Source organism: Ruegeria sp. HKCCD7181 (assembly GCF_057221055.1).
The window spans coordinates 23425-43101 of record NZ_JBWVBC010000008.1 but is presented as its reverse complement, the minus strand read 5'-3'; the positions used below and the strand labels follow the sequence as shown (position 1 = coordinate 43101).

The following is a 19677-nucleotide window of genomic DNA, read 5'->3' as shown; positions in this document are numbered from 1 at the left end:
CGCTATCCCCCGGCCCGGGTTTCAAGGCGCCGTACAAGCGTTGCAGGAACGCTGGTTTCGCGGAGCTGCCCCAGAACCCTGTCCTTATCGGCCTGTGGCATGGCTTCGCTGGCCTCGACCTGCGCCATCAACTGAGCGCGTTTTTCGTCTGAAAGCTCGACCATGTCCGGATCAGGATCAGCACTGGCTTCAACCCGCAGCGGGCGTACCCTCACACCCGAACCGAGCAAGGGTGTGCGGCCAACCACGACTTCGCGACCGGCCAGCCCCTCCCCTCGCAACAAAACCTCGTCACCTTGCCGGCGGATCAGCTGAACCGGCAGGGGCTCCAGCCGGTCATCCGGTCCCAGCACCAGCACACTGCTCGACGCGTCCAGCACCGACGACGGCAGTCGCACTACATTGTCCAACGCCTTCTCTTCCACTGAAACGGTAACAAAATCTCCTGGCTTGAAGCCCGGCGCTTCCTCCAGGCGCGCATAGATCAAACGTCCGGTCTGCCCTTCGCCCGCCGAACCACTGTCACGGCTGATTCGACCCCTGGTAACCAAATCAGTACCGGTCACTTCCAACGAAACGGTAACCGGCGCGGGGATCAGATCGCCCTCATCGTCCAACAATCGCACGAACTGCGCGGTTGAAACCCGGAATGCGACCTCAAGCGCACTTGGATCGACCAGTTCCGCCAGCTTTTCATTGGCCGAAACAAGCCGCCCTTCGACAAGAGTTACACCGGTCAAAGTACCGGCAAAGCGCGCGTGAATGGTCATGTCATCCAGATCGCGCTCGGCCCCGTCCAGCGCGATCCGAGCACGGGCAAGAAGTGTAGTCGCCTGATCAACGCGCGACTCCGCCTGCGCCAAATTGATACGACTGGACAATACAGCTTGCTGAGCAGAGGTTGCGGCAAGTTCAGCCTCTTCAACACTGGCTGCGGCTCCGACACCGCGCGATTGCAAGTCGCGCTGGCGCTGCAGGGCACGTTCCCGCAGCTCAGCCTGTGCTTCAGCAGATTTCAACTCGTCCTGAGCCAAAAGCAACGAGCGTTCGGCGTCACGTTCTTCAAATTGTGCGTCCAGCAAATCAGACTTGGCGCGATCCAGCGCCGACTGCATATCCGCCGGATCGAGTTCGACCAGCAATTCGCCGGCCGAGACCGTACCCCCATCTTCAAAATCCTCGGCCAAAGACACGACGCGTCCGCCCAAGGCGGCGCGCAGCTCCAGCCTGCGCCGACTTTGGATCTGACCAAAAGCCTCAAGGTAGGGTGTAATCGTTTCAGGTTCAGCAGTTTGAACCACGACAGCAAAAACTCGTTCTCGCGCGTCGGGTTGCTGAGTGTCACGCGTTAATACATCCTGCACCGCTCCGACGATCATTTGAGCGGCCACGAGCAACAATCCCAGTGTCATAAACGCCAGGAAAACGCCTACTAGGCTCTGTCGCAGAAATCGCATCGATCACTTACTCCGGTCGCAAAACGCTGGCTTGCTCAAATGGTAGCCGGGTGGCAAAAAATGCCAAGCCACATAGCGGTTATGATGCGTTAAACGCTGGAACAGTCTACTTCCGTCGCAGATGTTCGTCCAATCGGGGCATTATTTCCACAAAATTGCAGGGGCGATGACGGTAATCGAACTGTTTTTCAAGGATTGCGTCCCACGCGTCTTTACAAGCGCCGGGGCTGCCGGGAAGAGCAAACAGATAGGTCCCTCCGGCCACGCCGCCCGTGGCGCGGGATTGCACGGCCGAAGTACCGATCTTTTCCATCGACACGATGGTGAAAACGGTTCCAAAGGCTTCGATTTCTTTTTCATAGACGTCTCTGTGCGCTTCTACCGTCACGTCGCGGCCGGTCAGACCGGTCCCGCCGGTGGAAATCACCACGTCAATATCCGGGTCCGCGATCCAAAGGCGCAGCTGAGCCGCAATTTCCGTGCGTTCATCCTGAATGATCTGACGATCCGCCAGCATATGCCCCGCACGCTCAATCCGGTCCGCCAGCGTCTGGCCCGAGCGATCATCCTCAATCGACCTTGTGTCCGATACAGTCAGAACGGCAATCCGGACGGGTATGAAGTCCATGGTTTCATCAATACGCGACATGTGGCATCAGGCCCTTTCCATGATGGCAAGCCGGATCGCCAAAGCGGTGAAAATACCGCCGGAGACCCAACCGATTATACGTGACGCACGGGGGTTTGAGATCAGCGCTTTACCCGCACCCCCGGCAAAGACACCGGCCAGCCCGTTCACTACCAAACCACCCAGCGAAATGACGGCTCCGAAAATCAGAAACTGTAACAGGATCGAACCCTGTGTCGGATCGACAAACTGCGGGATGAAGGCCAGAACAAACAGGATGACCTTGGGGTTGGTCAGGTTCACCACAAATCCATCGCGGAAGGCGAACCGGCTTGGCTTGGCCGGGCCATCAGCCGACACTGCACCGTTCCGGATTGCGCCCCACGCCAGATACAGCAGGTAAACGACTCCCAACCAGCGAATCACATCAAACAACCATGGCATTGTGGAAACTGCCGCGCCCAAGCCAAGCCCGGCCAACAGGACATGCACAAGTGAACCAACTGCTATCCCGGCACTGGCCAACAGAGCCGGTTTGGCCCCGGACTTCAGCCCTTGCCCGACACAGAACATCATGTCCGCCCCGGGAGTTAAGTTCAGGACAACGGCGGCCGGCACAAAGGCCAGCAACGTTACAGTTTCGATCATAGGTCGACCTTAAACCAATTTATTGTCGGCCCCAGATTGGCCACCTGTGTACGCCCGATCATACCGCTGTAGCCCCAGCTGTCGTGAATATGGCCGCAGAAAGCGTAAAGCGGCTGTATCCGCTCAACTGCATTCCTCACCGCGACGGAACCTACGGATAAGCCCTGTGATGTCGTATCGCCATACCCTTTGGGCGGTGAATGGGCGATCAGAATGTCTGCAGCATCACAACGTTCCAACATCTCAGCAGCCTCTGACTCGGTCAGGTCACAGGACCAATCTCCGAATGGCGTAACCGGTACACCGTAACCCAATCCGAACAGGCGCAGCCCATCCACTGTCATGCCCGAGCCATGCAGGACATGCACCCCTTCGGGTGCGGCCTCGGTCAGCTCACCAGCGCTTTCGGCATTGCCGGGCACCAACACCAACGGAGCCGAAATGCCTGAGAGCATGATCATCGCCTCGTCCAGACCCTGACGCATGTTGCAATAATCCCCGGCTCCGATCACCAGATCCGCTTCGACACTTGCGGCGACCAGATCCGCAGCCCGGTTGCGTGCCATGTGCAGGTCTGAAAAAGCCAAAATCCTCATGCGATGGTCTCCAACCTTGCTTTCAGCTCCAGAAGATCGGCCCACGCCTGCCGCTTCATCTGCGGTTGGCGCAGCAGATAGGCAGGGTGGAACATTGGGATCACTGGCAGGTTCAAGGCCTGATCCCATTGCCCGCGCAGACGCGTTATTCCACGTTTGCCAAGAACAGCCTGACAGCTGATATTTCCCATCACCACCAGAACTTCGGGCTTTGCCAGCGCAATGTGCCGTTCCAGAAACGGTTTCATCATCCCGATCTCTTCAGGCTTGGGATCACGATTCTGAGGGGGCCGCCACGGCAAGACATTGGTGATATAGACATTTTGACCGCGATCCAGATCAATCGCCGCCAGCATCCGGTCCAAAAGCTGACCGGCACGGCCGACAAATGGCTTTCCTTCACGATCCTCGTCGCGGCCGGGTGCCTCGCCAATGATCATCACCCGGGCACCCGGCGTGCCGTCAGCGAAAACCAGTTGCCGCGCGCCGCGTTTCAACTCGCAGAGATCGAACGCGTCCAGTGCATCGCGCAACTCAGGCAATGATCCCGCTGATTTCGCAACCTGCTGGGCAAGCGCCGCAGAATCAACTTTTTTGGGTTTGGGAGGCGCCGCGGCTGCGACCGTCGGCTTTTTAACCTTCGGTGCGGTGTCCGGAAGCGCGTATCGATCAATCGGAACGTCTCCGATCGCATCGGTCACGCCCAGTTCGACCTGCCATTCCAGCAGGGCCCGCGCTGTGTGATAGTCCAAACCCGATTCCATACGATCAATTTACTCGCCTGACGGCTGAGGGGAAGCGAATAGACCTTGCCATGTCGCTCGGTCGCACCGACGATGAGCATATTCATGTTGTTGGCCTTGCGAATCCTTTTAATCGGACTGCTGCTTGCTGTGACAAACAGCGGGCCAGTTGTGGCCCATTTCCATGACAAAAACGGACAATGCCCAGCGGGTCAGCTGCAATGCGGCAGAAACTGCTGCCCTGCCGGTCAGAGGTGCAGCTTTGACGGCCGATGCATCCCTTTGGGTCATACTTATTGTGGCGGTGGTCGGACGTGCGGACCGTTTGAGCGCTGCGTGGCAGGCGGCACACGTTGTGCACCCGCGGGAGCGAACAAGTGCACCTCGCGCCTTGACTGCCCTGGCGGCAGTTTCTGCAATGGGCGCGGTGAATGTGAACAGCAAACGCCCGAGTTCAACACGGCACCACCCACCAGATGCGAGGGTGGCCTGATCTGCGCGTCGGGATCATCGTGCCTGCCGGATGGCGGATGTTCGCGCCCCGGCTGGTTTTTCTGCGAAAAAACCGGATCACAATGCCGCCCGGGGTTTAAGTGCTCGCGAAACCAGGGCTGCGTTCCGATCAAGGCCATCGACTGCGGATATGGCAAATGGTGCAAACCCGGTGAGCAGTGCCTGCCCGAAGGCGGTTGCGAGAAACTGCCCGAGGGAACCGAACCTTAGGTTGCCTCGACGCGCTGTCCTTTCTATAAGCGGCCCGATTGTCAGACAGGAGCCCGCCCCATGCGTTTCGCCCATCGTCACCTTCTTGGCATCGAGCGTCTGTCGCAATCCGATATTACCGCCATTCTTGATCTGGCAGAGAAATACGTCGATCTGAACCGGCAGGCGGCTAAACACTCGGATGTGCTGGCAGGCTTAACCCAGATCAACATGTTCTTCGAGAATTCGACACGCACGCAGGCGAGCTTTGAAATTGCAGGCAAGCGGCTTGGCGCAGATGTGATGAACATGGCGATGCAGGCGAGTTCAATCAAAAAGGGCGAAACGCTGATCGACACCGCGATGACGCTGAATGCGATGCATCCCGATCTGCTTGTAGTCCGGCACCCCCATTCCGGCGCGGTGGACCTGCTGGCGCAAAAGGTGAATTGCGCGGTGCTAAATGCCGGCGACGGGCGCCACGAGCACCCAACGCAGGCGCTGCTGGACGCGCTGACCATCCGCCGGGCTAAGGGGCGCTTGCACCGGCTGAACATCGCAATATGCGGAGACGTCGCGCATTCCCGCGTTGCCCGGTCGAACCTGATCCTGTTGGGCAAGATGGAGAACCGCATCCGCCTGATCGGTCCGCCAACGCTGGTGCCATCGCAATTCGCCGAATTCGGGGCCGAGATCTACGACGACATGAACGAGGGCTTGAAGGACGTCGACGTCGTCATGATGCTGCGCCTTCAGAAAGAGCGGATGGATGGCGGCTTTATCCCCTCCGAGCGTGAGTACTACCACCGCTATGGTCTGGACGCCGCCAAGCTGGCGCTGGCCAAACCGGATGCCATCGTCATGCACCCCGGCCCGATGAACCGTGGCGTCGAGATCGATGGCACGCTTGCCGATGACATCAACCGATCCGTCATTCAGGAACAGGTTGAAATGGGCGTCGCCGTCCGCATGGCCGCAATGGAATTGCTGGCCCGCAACCAACGCGAGGCCGCATGAGCGATCTGACCATCGCCCCCCATGAACGCGGCGTATTGCGCCTGTTCGCACTGGACATGCGTCCGGAAGAAGCAAAATTCCTGCGCGAACCCGGCGCTGTTGACCAAGTGCTGGGCGTTGCAGGGCTGGACCCTGAACAGATTGACATTTTCCCGGTCTCCGACCTCGAAGATCTCGGCTTGTACGGCTATCTCAACGACGGCTGCGGCGTATCCAAGGATCAATTGGATCGCACTGTATTGGAGGCCATCAAAGGGTGGATCTTGGTCCTGCGCAGCGCGGCCTTTGGCGGGCGCGCGGCCACGTTGATACCCGACCGCCGGGTGCGCCTGATCGGCCTGTACACCGAAGAAGCAACGAATTGGACCGGCGGCGTTATTCAAGCCGAAAGCGCCAAACCGTTTTCGGCGCCGCAGGCCATACCAGAGAACAATAAACCGCGCCGCTTGGGTTCGGCCACTCTGGCCCTTGTGATCCTTTTGGCCATAGGAGGCGCCCTGTGGCTGATCCTGTAATTTTCGCCGCCGACAAAAGCGCCTATGTTCGCACCAATGCGTGGCTCGCCGCTGTGGCCATAGCGGGGGCGATGATCGTGCTCTGGCTGATCGGAAATCCCTACGTTTGGACAGGTGCGCCCGCAGGTCTTGCCGCCATTGGTATTCGCGCCTGGTATCTGGCCTCCGAAGAGCTTGTTGCCACATGGGAGATGACCGACACCACCCTCACCGGCCCCGGTGCGCGCAAGGTGCCGCTGAACCAGATCGAGGCGGTCAAGATCATGGGCAGCTTTGTCCAGATCGTCACCAAAAGGGGCGACAAACACCTGATCAAATATCAGGCGGACCCGGCCGCCACCAAAGCCGCAATCGAAAGGGCTATGGCATGAACAATTTTATCTTCACCAACGCCCGCCTGATCGACCCTGAAACCGGCACCGACAACATTGGTTGGCTTAAAGTTGAAGCGGGCCGCATTGTGGCGTGCGGAGACGGGAATGATGTGGCTACAGACGCGCCGGTTGTCGATTGCGGTGGCCACTGCCTCGCTCCTGGCATTGTCGACATCGGTGTCAAGGTCTGCGAGCCCGGTGAGCGGCATAAGGAAAGCTACAAATCGGCTGGCCTCGCCGCCGCAGCTGGCGGTGTAACCACCATTGTCACGCGGCCGGACACCAGCCCGGCAACCGACACGCCGGAAAGCCTGGAATTTGTCACCCGCCGCGCACAAGCTGACACGCCGGTCAATGTCTTGCCCATGGCCGCGTTGACCAAAGGTCGTGAGGGGCGCGAGATGACCGAGATCGGATTCCTGCAGGACGCAGGAGCGGTAGCCTTCACCGATTGCGATCATGTCGTTGCCAACACCAAGGTGTTTTTTCGCGCTCTGACGTATGCCCGCTCATGCGGGGCCTTGGTCATCGCACACCCGCAAGAGCCCGGACTTAGCAACGGCGCCGCCGCAACCAGCGGTAAATTCGCCGCCTTGCGCGGATTAACCGCAGTTTCGCCGATGGCCGAGCGGATGGGGCTGGACCGGGATATCGCACTGCTGGAGATGACAGGCGCCGCCTATCACGCAGACCAGATCACCACTGCCCGCGCCTTACCCGCCCTGGAACGGGCCAAGCGGAATGGGTTGGACATTACCGCGGGCACATCGATCCACCATCTGACTTTAAATGAACTGGATGTTGCGGACTATCGCACCTTCTTCAAGGTCAAGCCGCCGTTGCGGTCCGAGGACGACCGGCAGGCTGTTATCGAAGCAGTACGCAGCGGGTTGATCGACACGATCAGTTCTATGCACACACCGCAGGACGAAGAAAGCAAACGCCTGCCATTTGAAGAGGCTGCCTCGGGTGCTGTAGCACTTGAGACGCTGTTGCCAGCGGCCTTGCGGCTCTACCACGCAGGACACCTGGATTTACCGGCGCTGTTCCGCGCAATGGCGCTGAACCCCGCAAAACGGCTTGGCCTGGAAACTGGCCGATTGTCCAAGGGTGCGCCTGCCGATCTGGTGTTGTTTGATCCTGACGTACCCTTTGTTCTGGACCGTTTCACGCTGAAATCGAAGTCGCAGAATACGCCGTTTGACGGCCAGCGGATGCAAGGTAAGGTCACCGCAACCTATGTCGCTGGCAAAGAAGTATACCGGAGAGCCTGATGCCCTTACTCGACAGCACCACTGAACAGCTGATCCTGTGGGCCGCTTTCGGCTATCTGATGGGCTCGATCCCATTCGGGATGATCATCGCACGGATCATGGGGCTGGGTAACCTAAGAAACATCGGGTCCGGCAATATCGGTGCGACGAATGTGCTGCGTACGGGTAACAAGGGCGCGGCCGCGCTGACGCTGATTTGTGACGCAGCCAAGGGCGCGGCGGCGGTCCTGCTGGCCCGTACCTTTGCAGGAGAAGACGCCGCGCAAATCGCTGCGTTGACCGCATTTCTGGGCCATTGCTTTCCGATCTGGTTGGGTTTCAAGGGCGGCAAAGGAGTCGCAACCTTTTTGGGACTGTGGTTGGCATTGGACTGGCGCGTCGGCGTTACCTGCTGCCTGACCTGGCTGGCTGCAGCTGCAATCTGGCGAATATCGTCCGTGGGCGCGCTGGCGGCGGCGGCACTGTCGACAACCTGGGTCATGGTGCTGACGAACGGATCGACATTTGTTCTTGGTCTTCTCCTGACCGCTTTGGTTTATTGGCGGCACAGCGCAAATCTGGCTCGGATCAAGGCCGGAACAGAGCCCAAGATCGGCAATTCGTGACGGCATCAGACCGGTTTCTTAGCACCTTTTTTACCCTGCCGCAGGGGACATTCATCGGGCATGCCGGATCTCGGCGATATATCGCAACGCGTACGTCTCAGGTGGACGGCAGGTCGCACAAACTGGTGGCGCACGAGCTGGGCGGTTCGGACTATATCAGCCTCAATCTGTATCTGACTCAGAGCGGCAGGGCCTTACTGCGGCCCTGTGAAATGTCTGCTGAAAAGGTTGTCGACTTTGTGATGGCCTTACAGACCGACGTGCGGAAATGAACACCGGATATTCACTGCCGCACATTCACAATTGATTGCTTTGAACGTGAACGGGTCGCTGCCCAATTGGGAATTTGTGATCGCCAATTACCGGCGGCGCAGAAAACAAATCCGGGCCGCCCGGGCAAAATTCAGTTGCTTTCAAGCGGCCCTGTTCACGAAAGGTGAAGTCATGAACAAGATCAAATCCATCCTCGGTGGCGTGGCGCTGTCCGTCGCAATCGCAAGCTCGGCTCTGGCCGCTGGCGTTGAACTCAACACCTCAACCACTGGTCTGGCGTTGCAGGGCTATGACCCTGTTGCCTATTTTACCGAAGGCTCGCCGACCAAAGGCGACTGGCAAATCACCTCGATCCACGACGACGCAATGTACCGTTTTGCCAACGAGGAAAACAAAGCCGCGTTTGAAGAAAACCCCGAAGCTTACCTGCCTGCATACGGCGGATACTGTGCATTTGGCGCCGCGATGGGCTTTAAGTTTGACGGCGATCCGAACTACTGGAAGATCGTCGACAACAAGCTGTATCTGAACCTGTCCGAGGGCATTCAGAAACGCTGGGAAGGCGACATCCCGGGCTTTATCGAGCAGGCCAGCACAAACTGGGAAACCATCGCCGAAAAAACACCTGCGGAACTGCAACAGCAATAATCCGCTGAATAATTCCAGTAGGTCGGCGGCGGATCGTATCCGCCGCCGACTGTCATTTGAAGACATGAGGCCCGGGACCTATCTGTACCGCCAGATAAGGATCCAATTGCAGTGGGCCAGCGTCGCCAAAGTAACGGGTCACGCACATACGGGTCGGAATACAAAAAATCAGTGATCTGGTCTCAGGGCCAGACCGTATGCCTAATCACAAGGCTGTCGCCGGATTGGCGCCGCAGCCGATTTTAGATCGGAAGGAAAACAAGATGACAGGAAAATTGGCTCTGGCCACGGTTGTCGCAACTTTGACGGCCGGTTCGGCAATGGCACAATCGTCTGGTAATTGGACCGGCTTTTACGGCGGTGCGCAAATCGGATATGCGGATATCGACACCAACATCTCTGGTGTTGATGGCGATGATGTGATCGGCGGTATCATTCTGGGTTACGATTATGACCTGGGCGATTGGGTTGTCGGCGGTGGCTTCGACTATGATTGGACCGATGTTGATCTGTCTGGCGCGGCTACTGTCGAAAATGTATGGCGCCTCAAAGCGCGCGCCGGCTATAAGATCAATCCGCAAGGTCTGCTGTACGGAACGGCCGGCTATGCCGATGCAGATACTGATACACTGGGCAGTGACGATGGCTGGTTCATCGGTGCTGGCTATGAGCAATTCGTAGCACCAAATGTCAGCATCGCCGGGGAGATTCTGTACCACGAATTCGACAATTTCAATTCCACTGGAGTGGATGTAGACGCAACCACATTCCAGATTCGGGCAGCATACCGTTTCTAACTGAAATAGACGGCCCCGGCGCAGGCCGCCGGGGCCGTATCAGTCATGGTTCGAGGATCGTGCTGCCAGTGGTCTGACGTGCCTCAAGAGCGCGATGCGCGTCTGCAACCTGTTCCAGCGGGAATGTCTGTTCGACATGAATCTTGACTTCGCGCCCGTCCACCTTGCCGAACAGGCGCCGGGCCATAGCCTGACAGACGCTGGGGTCGGAAATATGCGTAAACAGGGTCGGCCGCGTCAGCCTGAGCGAACCTTTTTGCGCTAAAACCCCGATATCCAGCGGCGGCACCGGACCCGAGGCATTACCGAACGAAATCATCATGCCGAGGGGTTTCAGACAATCCAGCGAGCCCTGAAACGTGTCAGCTCCGACCGAGTCCATCACTGCGTCAACGCCCTTGCCGCCAGTAATCTCGGCCACGCGCTCGACAAAGTTCTCTGTTCGGTAATTGATGCAATGCGAGGCACCGTTGAATTGGGCCTGACTGCACTTTTCGTCCGTTCCGGCGGTGCCGATCAGAGTGATGCCTTCGGATTTGGCCCATTGGCAGGCAATTAGGCCCACGCCACCTGCCGCAGCGTGAAACAGAACCGTATCGCCGCGCTTCAGGGGTGTCGTGCGGTGAAACAGGTATTCGACGGTCATCCCTTTCAGCATCATCGCAGCAGCCGTTCGAAAGGAAATGCTTTCAGGCAATGGACAAACCTGCGCGGCCGGCATTACGCGAGCCTGCGAATAAGCGCCCGGCGGTGCAGCGGCATAAGCTGCGCGCTGGCCCGGCACCAGATGCGTGACGCCTTCGCCGACGGCTTCGATCACACCGGCAGCCTCCATCCCCAACGCATGGGGCAGGCCCATCGCATACAGGCCGCTGCGTTGATAAACATCAATGAAATTCAGCCCGCAAGCGTAATGCCGAATACGCACTTCGCCCGGTCCTGGATCGCCAACCATACGGTCTTCGACCTGCAAGACCTCAGGACCGCCGGTTTCATGGATAACTACGGTTCTCGCCGTTTGCTGCATCATGCTCTCCCTTCTGGCTCGAGGCAAAGCTAACACGCCTGCACGACAGAGCAATGCACTCGGTCACGCATCAATGAGCAGACAAATAAAGGAAATTGTGCTACAGTTGCTTCAGGCGTTGCCGGATCATCCGGTCACGGACAATTCGTATGCCGGATGCATCCCGCTTCGTACCCAAATCCGGGAAGGGGATGATGATGGACAAGACGATCGGTAATCCTATCAGCTGGGTCGCACGCCATCTCGGCGCGACCAGCGATCATGTGGCCGAAAGCGTATCCACTATTGGCAGTTCGGACACGCAACAGCTACCGATGGTGCAAACATTGAGCATGCAGGATTTGCGTGCCTGTTTGCAGGCCGGGTATCAGGATTTCCTCGAGACCCGTGCCGATGCGATTTTCATCGTGCTGATCTATCCGATAGCAGGTCTGTTGATGTTCGGTATCGGGATGAATATGGACATGGTCCCCTTGCTGGCTCCACTGATCGCCGGGTTTGCCCTGGTCGGTCCTGTCGCCGCCGTAGGGCTATATGAAATCAGCCGAAAGCGGGAACAGGGAGGCGCAGTCCATTGGCTGGACGCGTTCGGCGTCTTTCAGTCTCCGTCCTTCGGCGCAATTCTGGCGCTTGGGTTCTACCTTGTCATGCTGCTGCTGGTCTGGCTGCTGGTCGCGCAGGGCGTCTATGTTATGACACTTGGCCCCGAGTCTCCGGCCTCGCTCAGCGCATTTGCCGCAGATGTCTTCACCACCGGTGCGGGATGGACCATGATCATTGTCGGAACGGCTATCGGATTTTTGTTTGCCCTGGTCGCATTGGCCATCAGCGTCGTCAGTTTTCCCCTGCTTCTGGACAGAAAGGTGGGACTACCGGTGGCAGTGGTTACCTCGGTGCGCGTTCTGCGGCATAATCCCGGAGTCATCCTGACATGGGGTTTCATCGTCGCGGCACTGCTGGCGCTGGGCGCAATCCCGATGTTGCTGGGGCTGATCGTTGTCATGCCTGTGCTTGGACACGCAACTTGGCATCTGTATCGTCGGGCTGTCGCCTGACTTTGGACGGCGCGCGAGATCAACTCGCGCGCAATCTCATTAACCCGCAACTTTCAGGACAATCTTTCCGATATGGCCCGAGCTTTCCATACGCGCATGGGCGGCAGCGGCGTCAGCCAGGTCAAACTCGCTATCCATGACCGGCGCAACCTTTCCGGCTTCAAGCAGAGGCCAGACGGCCTCGCGCAGGTCCTGCGCAATTTTCGCCTTGGCCAAATCGCTTTGCGGGCGCAGCGTGCTGCCGGTCAGGGTCAGGCGTTTGACCATCATTAGGGCAAAGTTCAGCTCGACCACCGGGCCTTGCAAAAAGGCAATCTGTACAAGACGCCCATCTTCAGCCAAGGCTTTGACGTTACGGGGGATATAGTCGCCACCAACCATGTCCAGGATCAGGTTGGCACCGCCTTCAGCCCGCATGGCGGCCACAAAATCTTCATCACGATAGTTGATGGCCTTTTCGGCCCCAAGATCAACACAGGCCGCGCATTTCTCATCCGATCCGGCAGTGGCAAAGACGCGGGCGCCAAAAGCACTTGCCAGCTGAATGGCCGTGGTACCAATCCCGCTGGAACCTCCATGGACAAGAAACCTCTCGCCCGCTTTCAGACCACCACGGGTGAAGACATTGGACCAGACGGTGAAAAAGGTTTCCGGCAGACACGCGGCCCCTTTCATGCCCATTCCGGCAGGAACCGGCAGACAGTGAGCGGCAGGCGTTGCGACATATTCTGCATAACCGCCGCCCGGGAGCAAAGCGCAAACCAGATCGCCAACCGATATGCCTTCGACCCCAGAGCCGACAGCAACCACTTCACCTGACGCCTCGAGCCCCGGCAATTCGCTCGCACCCGGAGGTGGGTTGTAAGCCCCGGCGCGTTGCAGGGCATCCGGGCGGTTCACACCGGCATATGCGACCTTCAGGACAACCTGACCGTTTCCGGGTTCTGGCACAGGCCGCTCGGCCAACTGCAATACGTCCGGACCACCCGGCGTAGTGATTTCAACGGCGCGCATCATCTGGGTCATTGGCAGGTCTCCTTTGTCCGTTGCCTAGCAGGCATCGGTTCAAAGGCCCAGCCGCATTTTCAGGTCATTTTCTGGGGGTGAGCGATCCCGGCAAGCCCGCACCAGTCTTGGCCGGCGCTTTGACCTGACCCGCCAGCCAGTTGGGAGCGGCAAGAAACGGTTTCAGCAGTGGATTGCTGTTAACCTGCGCCTTGAACTTTTCAAACTGCATAACGCCTTCGATGCGCCGGTCCAGAAACTCCCACGTGGCCTGCTGATCAGCGCTGTCGTCCCCCAGCCAATACAACAGGGTCGAGGAATACACGCCGGACAGCGTGGCACGTTTCGTGTACCAGTTCACATCGTCCGACGTGTCGCCCAGCGCGTTCCAGATAAGATCACACGTTCCCCAGACTGCTTTTGCCCCATCAGCCGCATATATCGGCAGTGCAAACAGCGTCACGCCGCGGCGCACGGCCTCTTTGTCCTGAACAGCCTGCAAGCGGAAGCGGACCGCAGCGGCGATCTTGTCGCGGAATTTCAAACCGCTCAGATCCTCGGATTCGATTCGCTCCAGCATCATCGCGTCACCGCGCGCGTGAAAGGCGAGCGCCAAGTCTACAGCACCACGCGGGCAGATGGCGCGCGCCAACCCGTCGTCCAGACCACTGTCGGCAATCGCCTCGCGAAAACTGGTTTCGGACCAGCCGTCAAACGGCACATGGTCCAGCATGGCATTCAACAACTGCTGTTTCGCATCTTCATAGGTCACGGTCATGACGGTTCTCCGGTTCTCGGGCCCAGTACTAGACAAGTTAGGAGCGCTTTGCTATACGGCCAATTCCTGCAATTTCCTTGCAACTCTATCTAGAAAGGTGGTGACAACCACATGCAGGTTAGTGTTCGCGACAATAACGTCGATCAGGCGCTTCGTGCCCTGAAGAAAAAGCTGCAGCGCGAAGGCGTGTTCCGTGAAATGAAGCTGAAGCAACATTTCGAGAAACCGTCCGAGAAAAAAGCGCGCGAGAAAGCTGAAGCGATCCGCCGTGCCCGTAAACTGGCACGTAAGAAAGCACAGCGCGAAGGTTTGCTCTAATAGCTGCCTGACTCGTCCAGCTTTGGATGACACTATTTGACGACCCCCGAGGCATCGCCCGGGGGTTTGTCGTTTCTGGGTAAGTCAGAATTTGCCGGTTATCCGGATATATAACGCGGCAACCTGCCGATCGCAGGCCCACCGGTTTGGTCGGCGTATTACAGCACAGCGAATCCCCGTCCAGTTGCATTCCGTCGCCGAAATACGCCTGGCGCTTCCACCCCTCTGTTCAGTGTTTGGTGTTGCTCGGTAACTGATGCCGTCCACTCAGACATAACAATATACGGAGGCAAAACATGTCTACAGCAAGCACGGTCGAGCAGGAAATGCTCGCGCTGATCAACCAAGAGCGCACATCCCGCGGGCTAAACCCTTTGCAACTTGAGACGCAACTGAACGACTCGTCCGAAGATCACAGCATGTGGATGCTGGATACCGACAGGTTCAGCCACACCGGATCGGGCGGATCTTCCGCAACACAGCGCATGGAAGCGGCCGGGTTCGATTTCTCGGGCAATTGGCGGTCGGGTGAGAATATTGCCTGGCAATCCGAACGCGGCGCACCCGGCATCAGCGATGATGTCGCGCAATTGCACCAAAACCTGATGAACAGCCCCGGCCACCGCGCCAACATTCTGAACCCCGAATTCAAGTATATTGGCATTGGTATCGAGACCGGTGACATGCAGGGATTCGATGCCGTGATGGTCACGCAAAACTTTGCCAAGACCGACGCGGCCGTTCTGTTGGACAACGGGTCGCCCCAAACACCGCAACCCCCTACCGACGAAGACGTGGCACAGCCCGTAGACCCAGAAACCGAGGTACCCGATCCGGACGTTACCGCCCCCGTGACACCCGTGGATGAGACCCCAGCACCGGACGTTACGGATAGTGAGGAGCCGGGAACGGACACAGATGAGCCCGTTGCCGAAGTGGAAACTCCAGACGATGAAGATCCTGAAGTAGAAACCCCGGTCGCGGAAACTGATGATCCGGAAGTCGACGAAGAAACTCCCGGAGAAGAGGTTGTCGATGTGGAAACACCCGACGATGAAACTCCCGAAGTGGAAACTCCGGTCGCGGAAACCGACGATCCGGACGTCGATGTAGAAACACCTGGTGACGACGTGGCCGAAGTGGAAACACCCGACACGGCGACACCCGATGCAGACTGCTTTGATGTTCAGGCCTTCCTGAATGAGATTCAGGAGTTCGTGGAGTTCCTGCAGGCCAGCCTTGATCAGTTCGATTGGGACAATCCCTATCAGCCCGAACCCGAGGCGGACGATTTTGAACTGGTGACTGACACCGGAGCAGATGACGAGGACATCACCACCGTCTCAGACGAAGTCGATATGACCCCGGATGATTTCTGTGGTTTCGTCTATTTTCAGACGACGTGCATGATGGATGTCGCCTAACCAATATTGTGCGGGGGCTTGTTTGCCCCCGCACATCCGATTCCGGACCTCAATAAATCTTAGGTACGTACAACTCGTCGGGCAGAATGCGGCGTTCATATTCCGGGTTGTAACGACGATCCGGCAAATTGACCTTGTCCTGGGGAACGTCATCGTAGGGGATTTTGGTCAACAGGTGTTCGATACAATTCAAACGCTCGCGTTTCTTGTCATTTCCCTCGACGATATACCAAGGCGCCTCGGGGATGTTGGTGCGGAAGAACATATCCTCTTTGGCTTTTGTGTAAGCTTCCCAGCGGATGCGCGATTCCAGATCCATGGGTGACAGTTTCCATTGCTTCATCGGGTCATGGATGCGCATGAGGAATCGCAACTGCTGTTCTTCGTCCGTAATCGAGAACCAGTACTTCAACAAAATGATCCCCGAGCGGACCAGCATCCGTTCGAATTCGGGAACGTCCTGAAAGAACTGTTCAACCTGGTCTTCGTTGGCGAAGCCCATCACACGCTCGACCCCGGCGCGGTTGTACCAGGAACGGTCGAAAAACACGATTTCACCGGCCGCAGGCAGGTGCGGAACATAACGCTGGAAATACCACTGGCTCTGCTCACGACGGCTGGGTGCTGGCAATGCAACCACGCGGGCCACCCGAGGATTCAAGCGCTGCGTGATCCTCTTGATCACGCCGCCCTTGCCCGCGCTATCGCGCCCTTCAAACAGGATGCACACCTTGGCACCGGTGTGCTGAACCCAATCCTGAACCTTGATCAATTCGGCTTGCAAACGCAGCAGATTACGAAAATAGACTTTGCGATCCAGCATATTCGGATGCTGATCTTTGTAGATCTTGCGGACCTCCATCGACAGCATCGGCTCGCTGAATTCGATTTCGAAATCTTCGTCCAGCGTATCTTCCAGCTCGGCTTCCAGCCAATCTTTCGGGGCGTCATTCACGTAGTGTGCCAAGGTCTGCTCCTTATCTTTCTTCGGGCTCGCACCGTATCCGGGCGGTGTAACCGGCAGATGTCACCGTGCCCGCAGATGGTGCCTGAATCCCGGACTGCCATCTGACAAATATATATGCTGCAAAACCTGAATGTGACCCGGTCCGGCGTGGGATACAAGCGGCGGAATTGACGCAAGGCCACATCTTGCGTCCTAAAACAGGCGCTTGCAATTGCGCTCGCTACTCCTGCATCTATGCCCGGGCAAACAGGAGGTCATTGTGGCATTCTTTTTCTCATTGCTGCCAACAATTTGGCCGTGGCTGATCCTGATCGTCGCTCAAGTCGCCGCGTTGACCAGAAACCGCGCCCTCACCGCAGGGTTGGTCAGTGTCTTTGCCATGATGGCGCTGACCACAGGCTTGACCTCCGGCGTGGCCGTTTTGATCGTCGGTCTTGGGCTTTTGGGCGCGGCCTACCTTCCAAGGCTGCATGGCACTGCAGCGTTCATCGGACATATTGCGCTGATTGTCTGGAGCGTCATTCTGGGTGCGCACCTGCTGCCAGGGGTTCATAATCTTTTGGTTCTGGATCAGGTTCAGGCAGGACCGGGTAGCGCTCCATTCACGCTGTATTTCAATCTGGACAAACCGATGGTCTTTTTCGCGGTGCTGCTGGCGTGGCCCGTGATGTTGACCCATAGCGCGCCGGTCAGAGTTTGGCCGCTTGTGGCTGGCTTGATCTTATTGCCCTCCCTGTTGCTATTGGGCGTGGTGTCAGGGGCGGTGCGTCCCGAATTCAGCCTGCCACACTGGTGGTTGGTCTTCGCTGTATCGAACTTGTTCCTGACCTGCCTCACGGAAGAAGCTTTCTTCCGCGGCTACTTACAATCTGTGATTAGCGGGCGACTGGGGCTGTCGGCCGGATTGGTCGTGACCAGTGTTTTGTTCGGCGCAGCCCATATGGGCGGTGGCCTTGTCCTAATGGGGTTTGCCTCTCTGCTTGGGTTGGCGTGCGGGTTGGGGTATCTCGCAACAGGTCGCTTGTGGGTGCCAGTCCTGATGCATTTCGCTTTCAATTTCCTGCATCTGACTCTGTTCACCTATTCCGGCCCGGCCTGAATAGGCTCAAACCGGAAGAGCCGTTGTTTTGAATACGGTACGCAGAGCAAACGAACTTTGCATCTGTGCCACGCCCGGCAGGCGCGACAGGTATTGCCGATGTATACGGGCGAAATCCTCGGTATTTTCAGCGACAACCTTCAGGATGTAATCCGCTGTGCCCGCCATCAGGTGGCATTCCAATACGTCCGGGATGCGAGCCACGGCCTTTTCAAAGGCATCCAGCACCTCTTCGGCTTGGCCTTGCAATGTGATCTCGACGAAAACTGTGGTCGGAACGTTCATCTTCCGGGCGTCCAGCAAGGCGACATAGTCCTTGATATAGCCATCCGCCTCGAGCCGTTGCACGCGCCGGTGACAGGCTGACGGGGACAGATTCACCTGATCGGACAGTTCTGCATTCGACAACCGCCCCTTGCGCTGAAGGGCCGCCAGAATCTTTCGATCAGTTGCATCAATACTCATCTGCGCACATCCGTTGCGTGTGAATTGGAATTTGTCGAATATTTTCCCACTAAATCATGCTTTGGCAAGCAGGGTTTCACAGAAATTGCGCCGCGGAATGCCCATAATTTAGGCAGTTTATGTACGGAGAGACACATGAAAATCGGTTGCCCCAAGGAAATCAAACCTCAGGAGTTCCGTGTCGGCATGACGCCGAATGCCGCGCAAGAAGCCGTTGCGCGAGGCCACGAGGTCATTATCGAGACCGGGGCGGGCATGGGGTCTGGCTTTGACAATGACTCTTATATTGCCGCCGGCGCCCGTATCGTAGATACGGCTGACGAGGTTTTTGCTACGGCAGACATGATCGTCAAGGTCAAGGAACCGCAAGCCGTCGAGCGTAAGATGCTGCGCGAAGACCAGCTTCTGTTCACCTATCTGCACCTGGCGCCCGATCCGGATCAGACTCACGACCTGTTGGAATCCGGTTGCACGGCGATTGCTTACGAAACCGTCACGGACGCCAATGGCGGGCTACCACTTCTGGCACCTATGTCCGAAGTGGCTGGCCGTCTGGCACCACAGGTCGGATCGTGGACACTTCAAAAGGCCAACGGCGGGCGCGGTGTTCTGATGGGTGGCGTTCCAGGCGTTGGACCAGCCAAAGTTGTTGTGATCGGCGGAGGTGTTGTCGGTACTCATGCGGCGAAGATCGCGGCGGGCATGGGTGCAGACGTCACTGTGCTGGACCGTTCACTGCCCCGACTGCGTTATCTGGATGATGTGTTTGGCGGACAGTTCAAGAATCAGTACTCGACCGCAGGTGCCACAGCCGAACTGATCCGTGACGCGGACATGGTCATCGGCGCGGTCCTGATCCCCGGTGCGGCTGCACCCAAGCTGGTCACGCGCGAACAGCTATCTACCATGAAACCCGGTGCGGTTCTGGTAGACGTCGCCATCGATCAGGGCGGTTGCTTTGAAACCTCCAAGGCGACCACGCATGCTGATCCGATCTACGAAGTCGACGGCATCATGCACTACTGCGTGGCAAATATGCCAGGCGCCGTAGCACGCACATCGACCATTGCACTTGGCAACGCGACGATGCCTTTCCTGCTGGCTCTTGCCGATAAGGGCTGGAAACAGGCTTGTCAGGACGATCCGCACCTTTTGGCCGGGCTGAACGTCCACGCAGGCCAATTGACCTACTATGCTGTTGGAAAGGCCCTGGGAATCGACGTTGTTTCGCCGGCCGTAGTCATCAAGTCTTAAAACTTCTC

The 19677-nt window shown here is 57.8% G+C and carries 23 protein-coding genes; 13 read left to right on the top strand and 10 right to left on the bottom strand.

Annotated elements, in window-relative coordinates; translation table 11 throughout:
- Positions 1-2 precede the first annotated feature (2 nt).
- The 5 genes from AC2TCY_RS15830 to AC2TCY_RS15810 form a co-directional block, all read right to left on the bottom strand.
- Positions 3-1457 (bottom strand): efflux RND transporter periplasmic adaptor subunit, encoded by a 1455-nt coding sequence (locus AC2TCY_RS15830; RefSeq protein ID WP_480848783.1) that lies wholly within the window; start codon positions 1455-1457, stop codon positions 3-5.
- Between the two features lie 106 nt (positions 1458-1563).
- On the bottom strand, positions 1564-2106 hold the full coding sequence (gene moaB, locus AC2TCY_RS15825; RefSeq protein WP_480848782.1) for a molybdenum cofactor biosynthesis protein B: 543 nt from the start codon (positions 2104-2106) through the stop codon (positions 1564-1566).
- A 6-nt stretch (positions 2107-2112) separates the two neighbouring features.
- Positions 2113-2733, bottom strand: coding sequence for a LysE family translocator (locus tag AC2TCY_RS15820; RefSeq protein WP_480848780.1), 621 nt, complete (start codon positions 2731-2733; stop codon positions 2113-2115).
- On the bottom strand, positions 2730-3329 hold the full coding sequence (locus tag AC2TCY_RS15815) for a metallophosphoesterase family protein (protein WP_480848778.1): 600 nt from the start codon (positions 3327-3329) through the stop codon (positions 2730-2732). Before AC2TCY_RS15815 ends, AC2TCY_RS15820 begins: the two co-directional genes overlap by 4 nt.
- Complete coding sequence (locus AC2TCY_RS15810) at positions 3326-4093, bottom strand: uracil-DNA glycosylase (protein ID WP_480848776.1); 768 nt, start codon at positions 4091-4093, stop codon at positions 3326-3328. Before AC2TCY_RS15810 ends, AC2TCY_RS15815 begins: the two co-directional genes overlap by 4 nt.
- Positions 4094-4855: 762 nt before the next feature.
- On the opposite strand from AC2TCY_RS15810, the gene AC2TCY_RS15805 reads away from it, so the two are divergent.
- The 8 genes from AC2TCY_RS15805 to AC2TCY_RS15770 all read left to right on the top strand — a co-directional run bounded on the left by AC2TCY_RS15805 (position 4856) and on the right by AC2TCY_RS15770 (position 10277).
- Positions 4856-5791, top strand: coding sequence for an aspartate carbamoyltransferase catalytic subunit (locus AC2TCY_RS15805; protein WP_480848775.1), 936 nt, complete (start codon positions 4856-4858; stop codon positions 5789-5791).
- The gene (locus AC2TCY_RS15800; RefSeq protein WP_480848773.1) at positions 5788-6306 is read left to right on the top strand and encodes a hypothetical protein; all 519 of its coding nucleotides are present in this window, start codon (positions 5788-5790) and stop codon (positions 6304-6306) included. The genes AC2TCY_RS15805 and AC2TCY_RS15800 overlap by 4 nt, the downstream gene beginning before the upstream one ends.
- Positions 6291-6677 (top strand): hypothetical protein, encoded by a 387-nt coding sequence (locus tag AC2TCY_RS15795; RefSeq protein ID WP_480848772.1) that lies wholly within the window; start codon positions 6291-6293, stop codon positions 6675-6677. Before AC2TCY_RS15800 ends, AC2TCY_RS15795 begins: the two co-directional genes overlap by 16 nt.
- On the top strand, positions 6674-7954 hold the full coding sequence (pyrC, locus tag AC2TCY_RS15790) for a dihydroorotase (protein WP_480848770.1): 1281 nt from the start codon (positions 6674-6676) through the stop codon (positions 7952-7954). Before AC2TCY_RS15795 ends, pyrC begins: the two co-directional genes overlap by 4 nt.
- Positions 7954-8559, top strand: coding sequence for a glycerol-3-phosphate 1-O-acyltransferase PlsY (gene plsY, locus AC2TCY_RS15785; protein ID WP_480848769.1), 606 nt, complete (start codon positions 7954-7956; stop codon positions 8557-8559). The genes pyrC and plsY overlap by 1 nt, the downstream gene beginning before the upstream one ends.
- A complete protein-coding gene (locus AC2TCY_RS15780) occupies positions 8556-8831 on the top strand; it encodes a hypothetical protein (RefSeq protein WP_480848767.1) in 276 nt (91 codons plus the stop codon). The genes plsY and AC2TCY_RS15780 overlap by 4 nt, the downstream gene beginning before the upstream one ends.
- A gap of 172 nt (positions 8832-9003) precedes the next feature.
- A complete protein-coding gene (locus AC2TCY_RS15775; protein WP_480848765.1) occupies positions 9004-9480 on the top strand; it encodes a YHS domain-containing (seleno)protein in 477 nt (158 codons plus the stop codon).
- A 263-nt stretch (positions 9481-9743) separates the two neighbouring features.
- On the top strand, positions 9744-10277 hold the full coding sequence (locus AC2TCY_RS15770; protein ID WP_480848764.1) for an outer membrane protein: 534 nt from the start codon (positions 9744-9746) through the stop codon (positions 10275-10277).
- A 43-nt stretch (positions 10278-10320) separates the two neighbouring features.
- On the opposite strand, the gene AC2TCY_RS15765 is transcribed toward AC2TCY_RS15770, so the two are convergent.
- Positions 10321-11304: a quinone oxidoreductase family protein gene (locus AC2TCY_RS15765; RefSeq protein WP_480849065.1), complete on the bottom strand. Its 984-nt coding sequence runs from the start codon at positions 11302-11304 to the stop codon at positions 10321-10323.
- Positions 11305-11501: 197 nt separating this feature from the next.
- On the opposite strand from AC2TCY_RS15765, the gene AC2TCY_RS15760 reads away from it, so the two are divergent.
- Positions 11502-12359, top strand: a complete 858-nt coding sequence (locus AC2TCY_RS15760) for a DUF2189 domain-containing protein (protein ID WP_480848763.1) — start codon at positions 11502-11504, stop codon at positions 12357-12359.
- Between the two features lie 39 nt (positions 12360-12398).
- On the opposite strand, the gene AC2TCY_RS15755 is transcribed toward AC2TCY_RS15760, so the two are convergent.
- Entirely contained in the window at positions 12399-13385 is a 987-nt protein-coding gene (locus tag AC2TCY_RS15755) for an NAD(P)H-quinone oxidoreductase (protein WP_480848762.1), read from the bottom strand.
- Between the two features lie 64 nt (positions 13386-13449).
- A complete protein-coding gene (locus tag AC2TCY_RS15750; protein WP_480848761.1) occupies positions 13450-14142 on the bottom strand; it encodes a COQ9 family protein in 693 nt (230 codons plus the stop codon).
- 111 nt (positions 14143-14253) lie between these two features.
- On the opposite strand from AC2TCY_RS15750, the gene rpsU reads away from it, so the two are divergent.
- Both rpsU and AC2TCY_RS15740 read left to right on the top strand, forming a co-directional pair.
- Positions 14254-14460: a 30S ribosomal protein S21 gene (rpsU, locus tag AC2TCY_RS15745; RefSeq protein WP_005614280.1), complete on the top strand. Its 207-nt coding sequence runs from the start codon at positions 14254-14256 to the stop codon at positions 14458-14460.
- Positions 14461-14756: 296 nt separating this feature from the next.
- Positions 14757-15884, top strand: coding sequence for a CAP domain-containing protein (locus tag AC2TCY_RS15740; protein ID WP_480848759.1), 1128 nt, complete (start codon positions 14757-14759; stop codon positions 15882-15884).
- 49 nt (positions 15885-15933) lie between these two features.
- Here AC2TCY_RS15740 and ppk2 read toward each other — a convergent pair whose 3' ends face one another.
- On the bottom strand, positions 15934-16851 hold the full coding sequence (ppk2, locus tag AC2TCY_RS15735; RefSeq protein WP_480848758.1) for a polyphosphate kinase 2: 918 nt from the start codon (positions 16849-16851) through the stop codon (positions 15934-15936).
- Positions 16852-17110: 259 nt separating this feature from the next.
- On the opposite strand from ppk2, the gene AC2TCY_RS15730 reads away from it, so the two are divergent.
- Entirely contained in the window at positions 17111-17950 is an 840-nt protein-coding gene (locus tag AC2TCY_RS15730) for a CPBP family intramembrane glutamic endopeptidase (RefSeq protein ID WP_480848756.1), read from the top strand.
- Between the two features lie 6 nt (positions 17951-17956).
- Here the strand turns inward: AC2TCY_RS15730 and AC2TCY_RS15725 are convergent, their stop codons facing one another.
- The gene (locus tag AC2TCY_RS15725) at positions 17957-18415 is read right to left on the bottom strand and encodes an Lrp/AsnC family transcriptional regulator (protein WP_480848755.1); all 459 of its coding nucleotides are present in this window, start codon (positions 18413-18415) and stop codon (positions 17957-17959) included.
- 135 nt (positions 18416-18550) lie between these two features.
- Here AC2TCY_RS15725 and ald point away from each other — a divergent pair, with 135 nt between their 5' ends.
- Positions 18551-19669, top strand: coding sequence for an alanine dehydrogenase (gene ald / locus AC2TCY_RS15720; RefSeq protein ID WP_480848754.1), 1119 nt, complete (start codon positions 18551-18553; stop codon positions 19667-19669).
- Positions 19670-19677 lie beyond the last annotated feature (8 nt).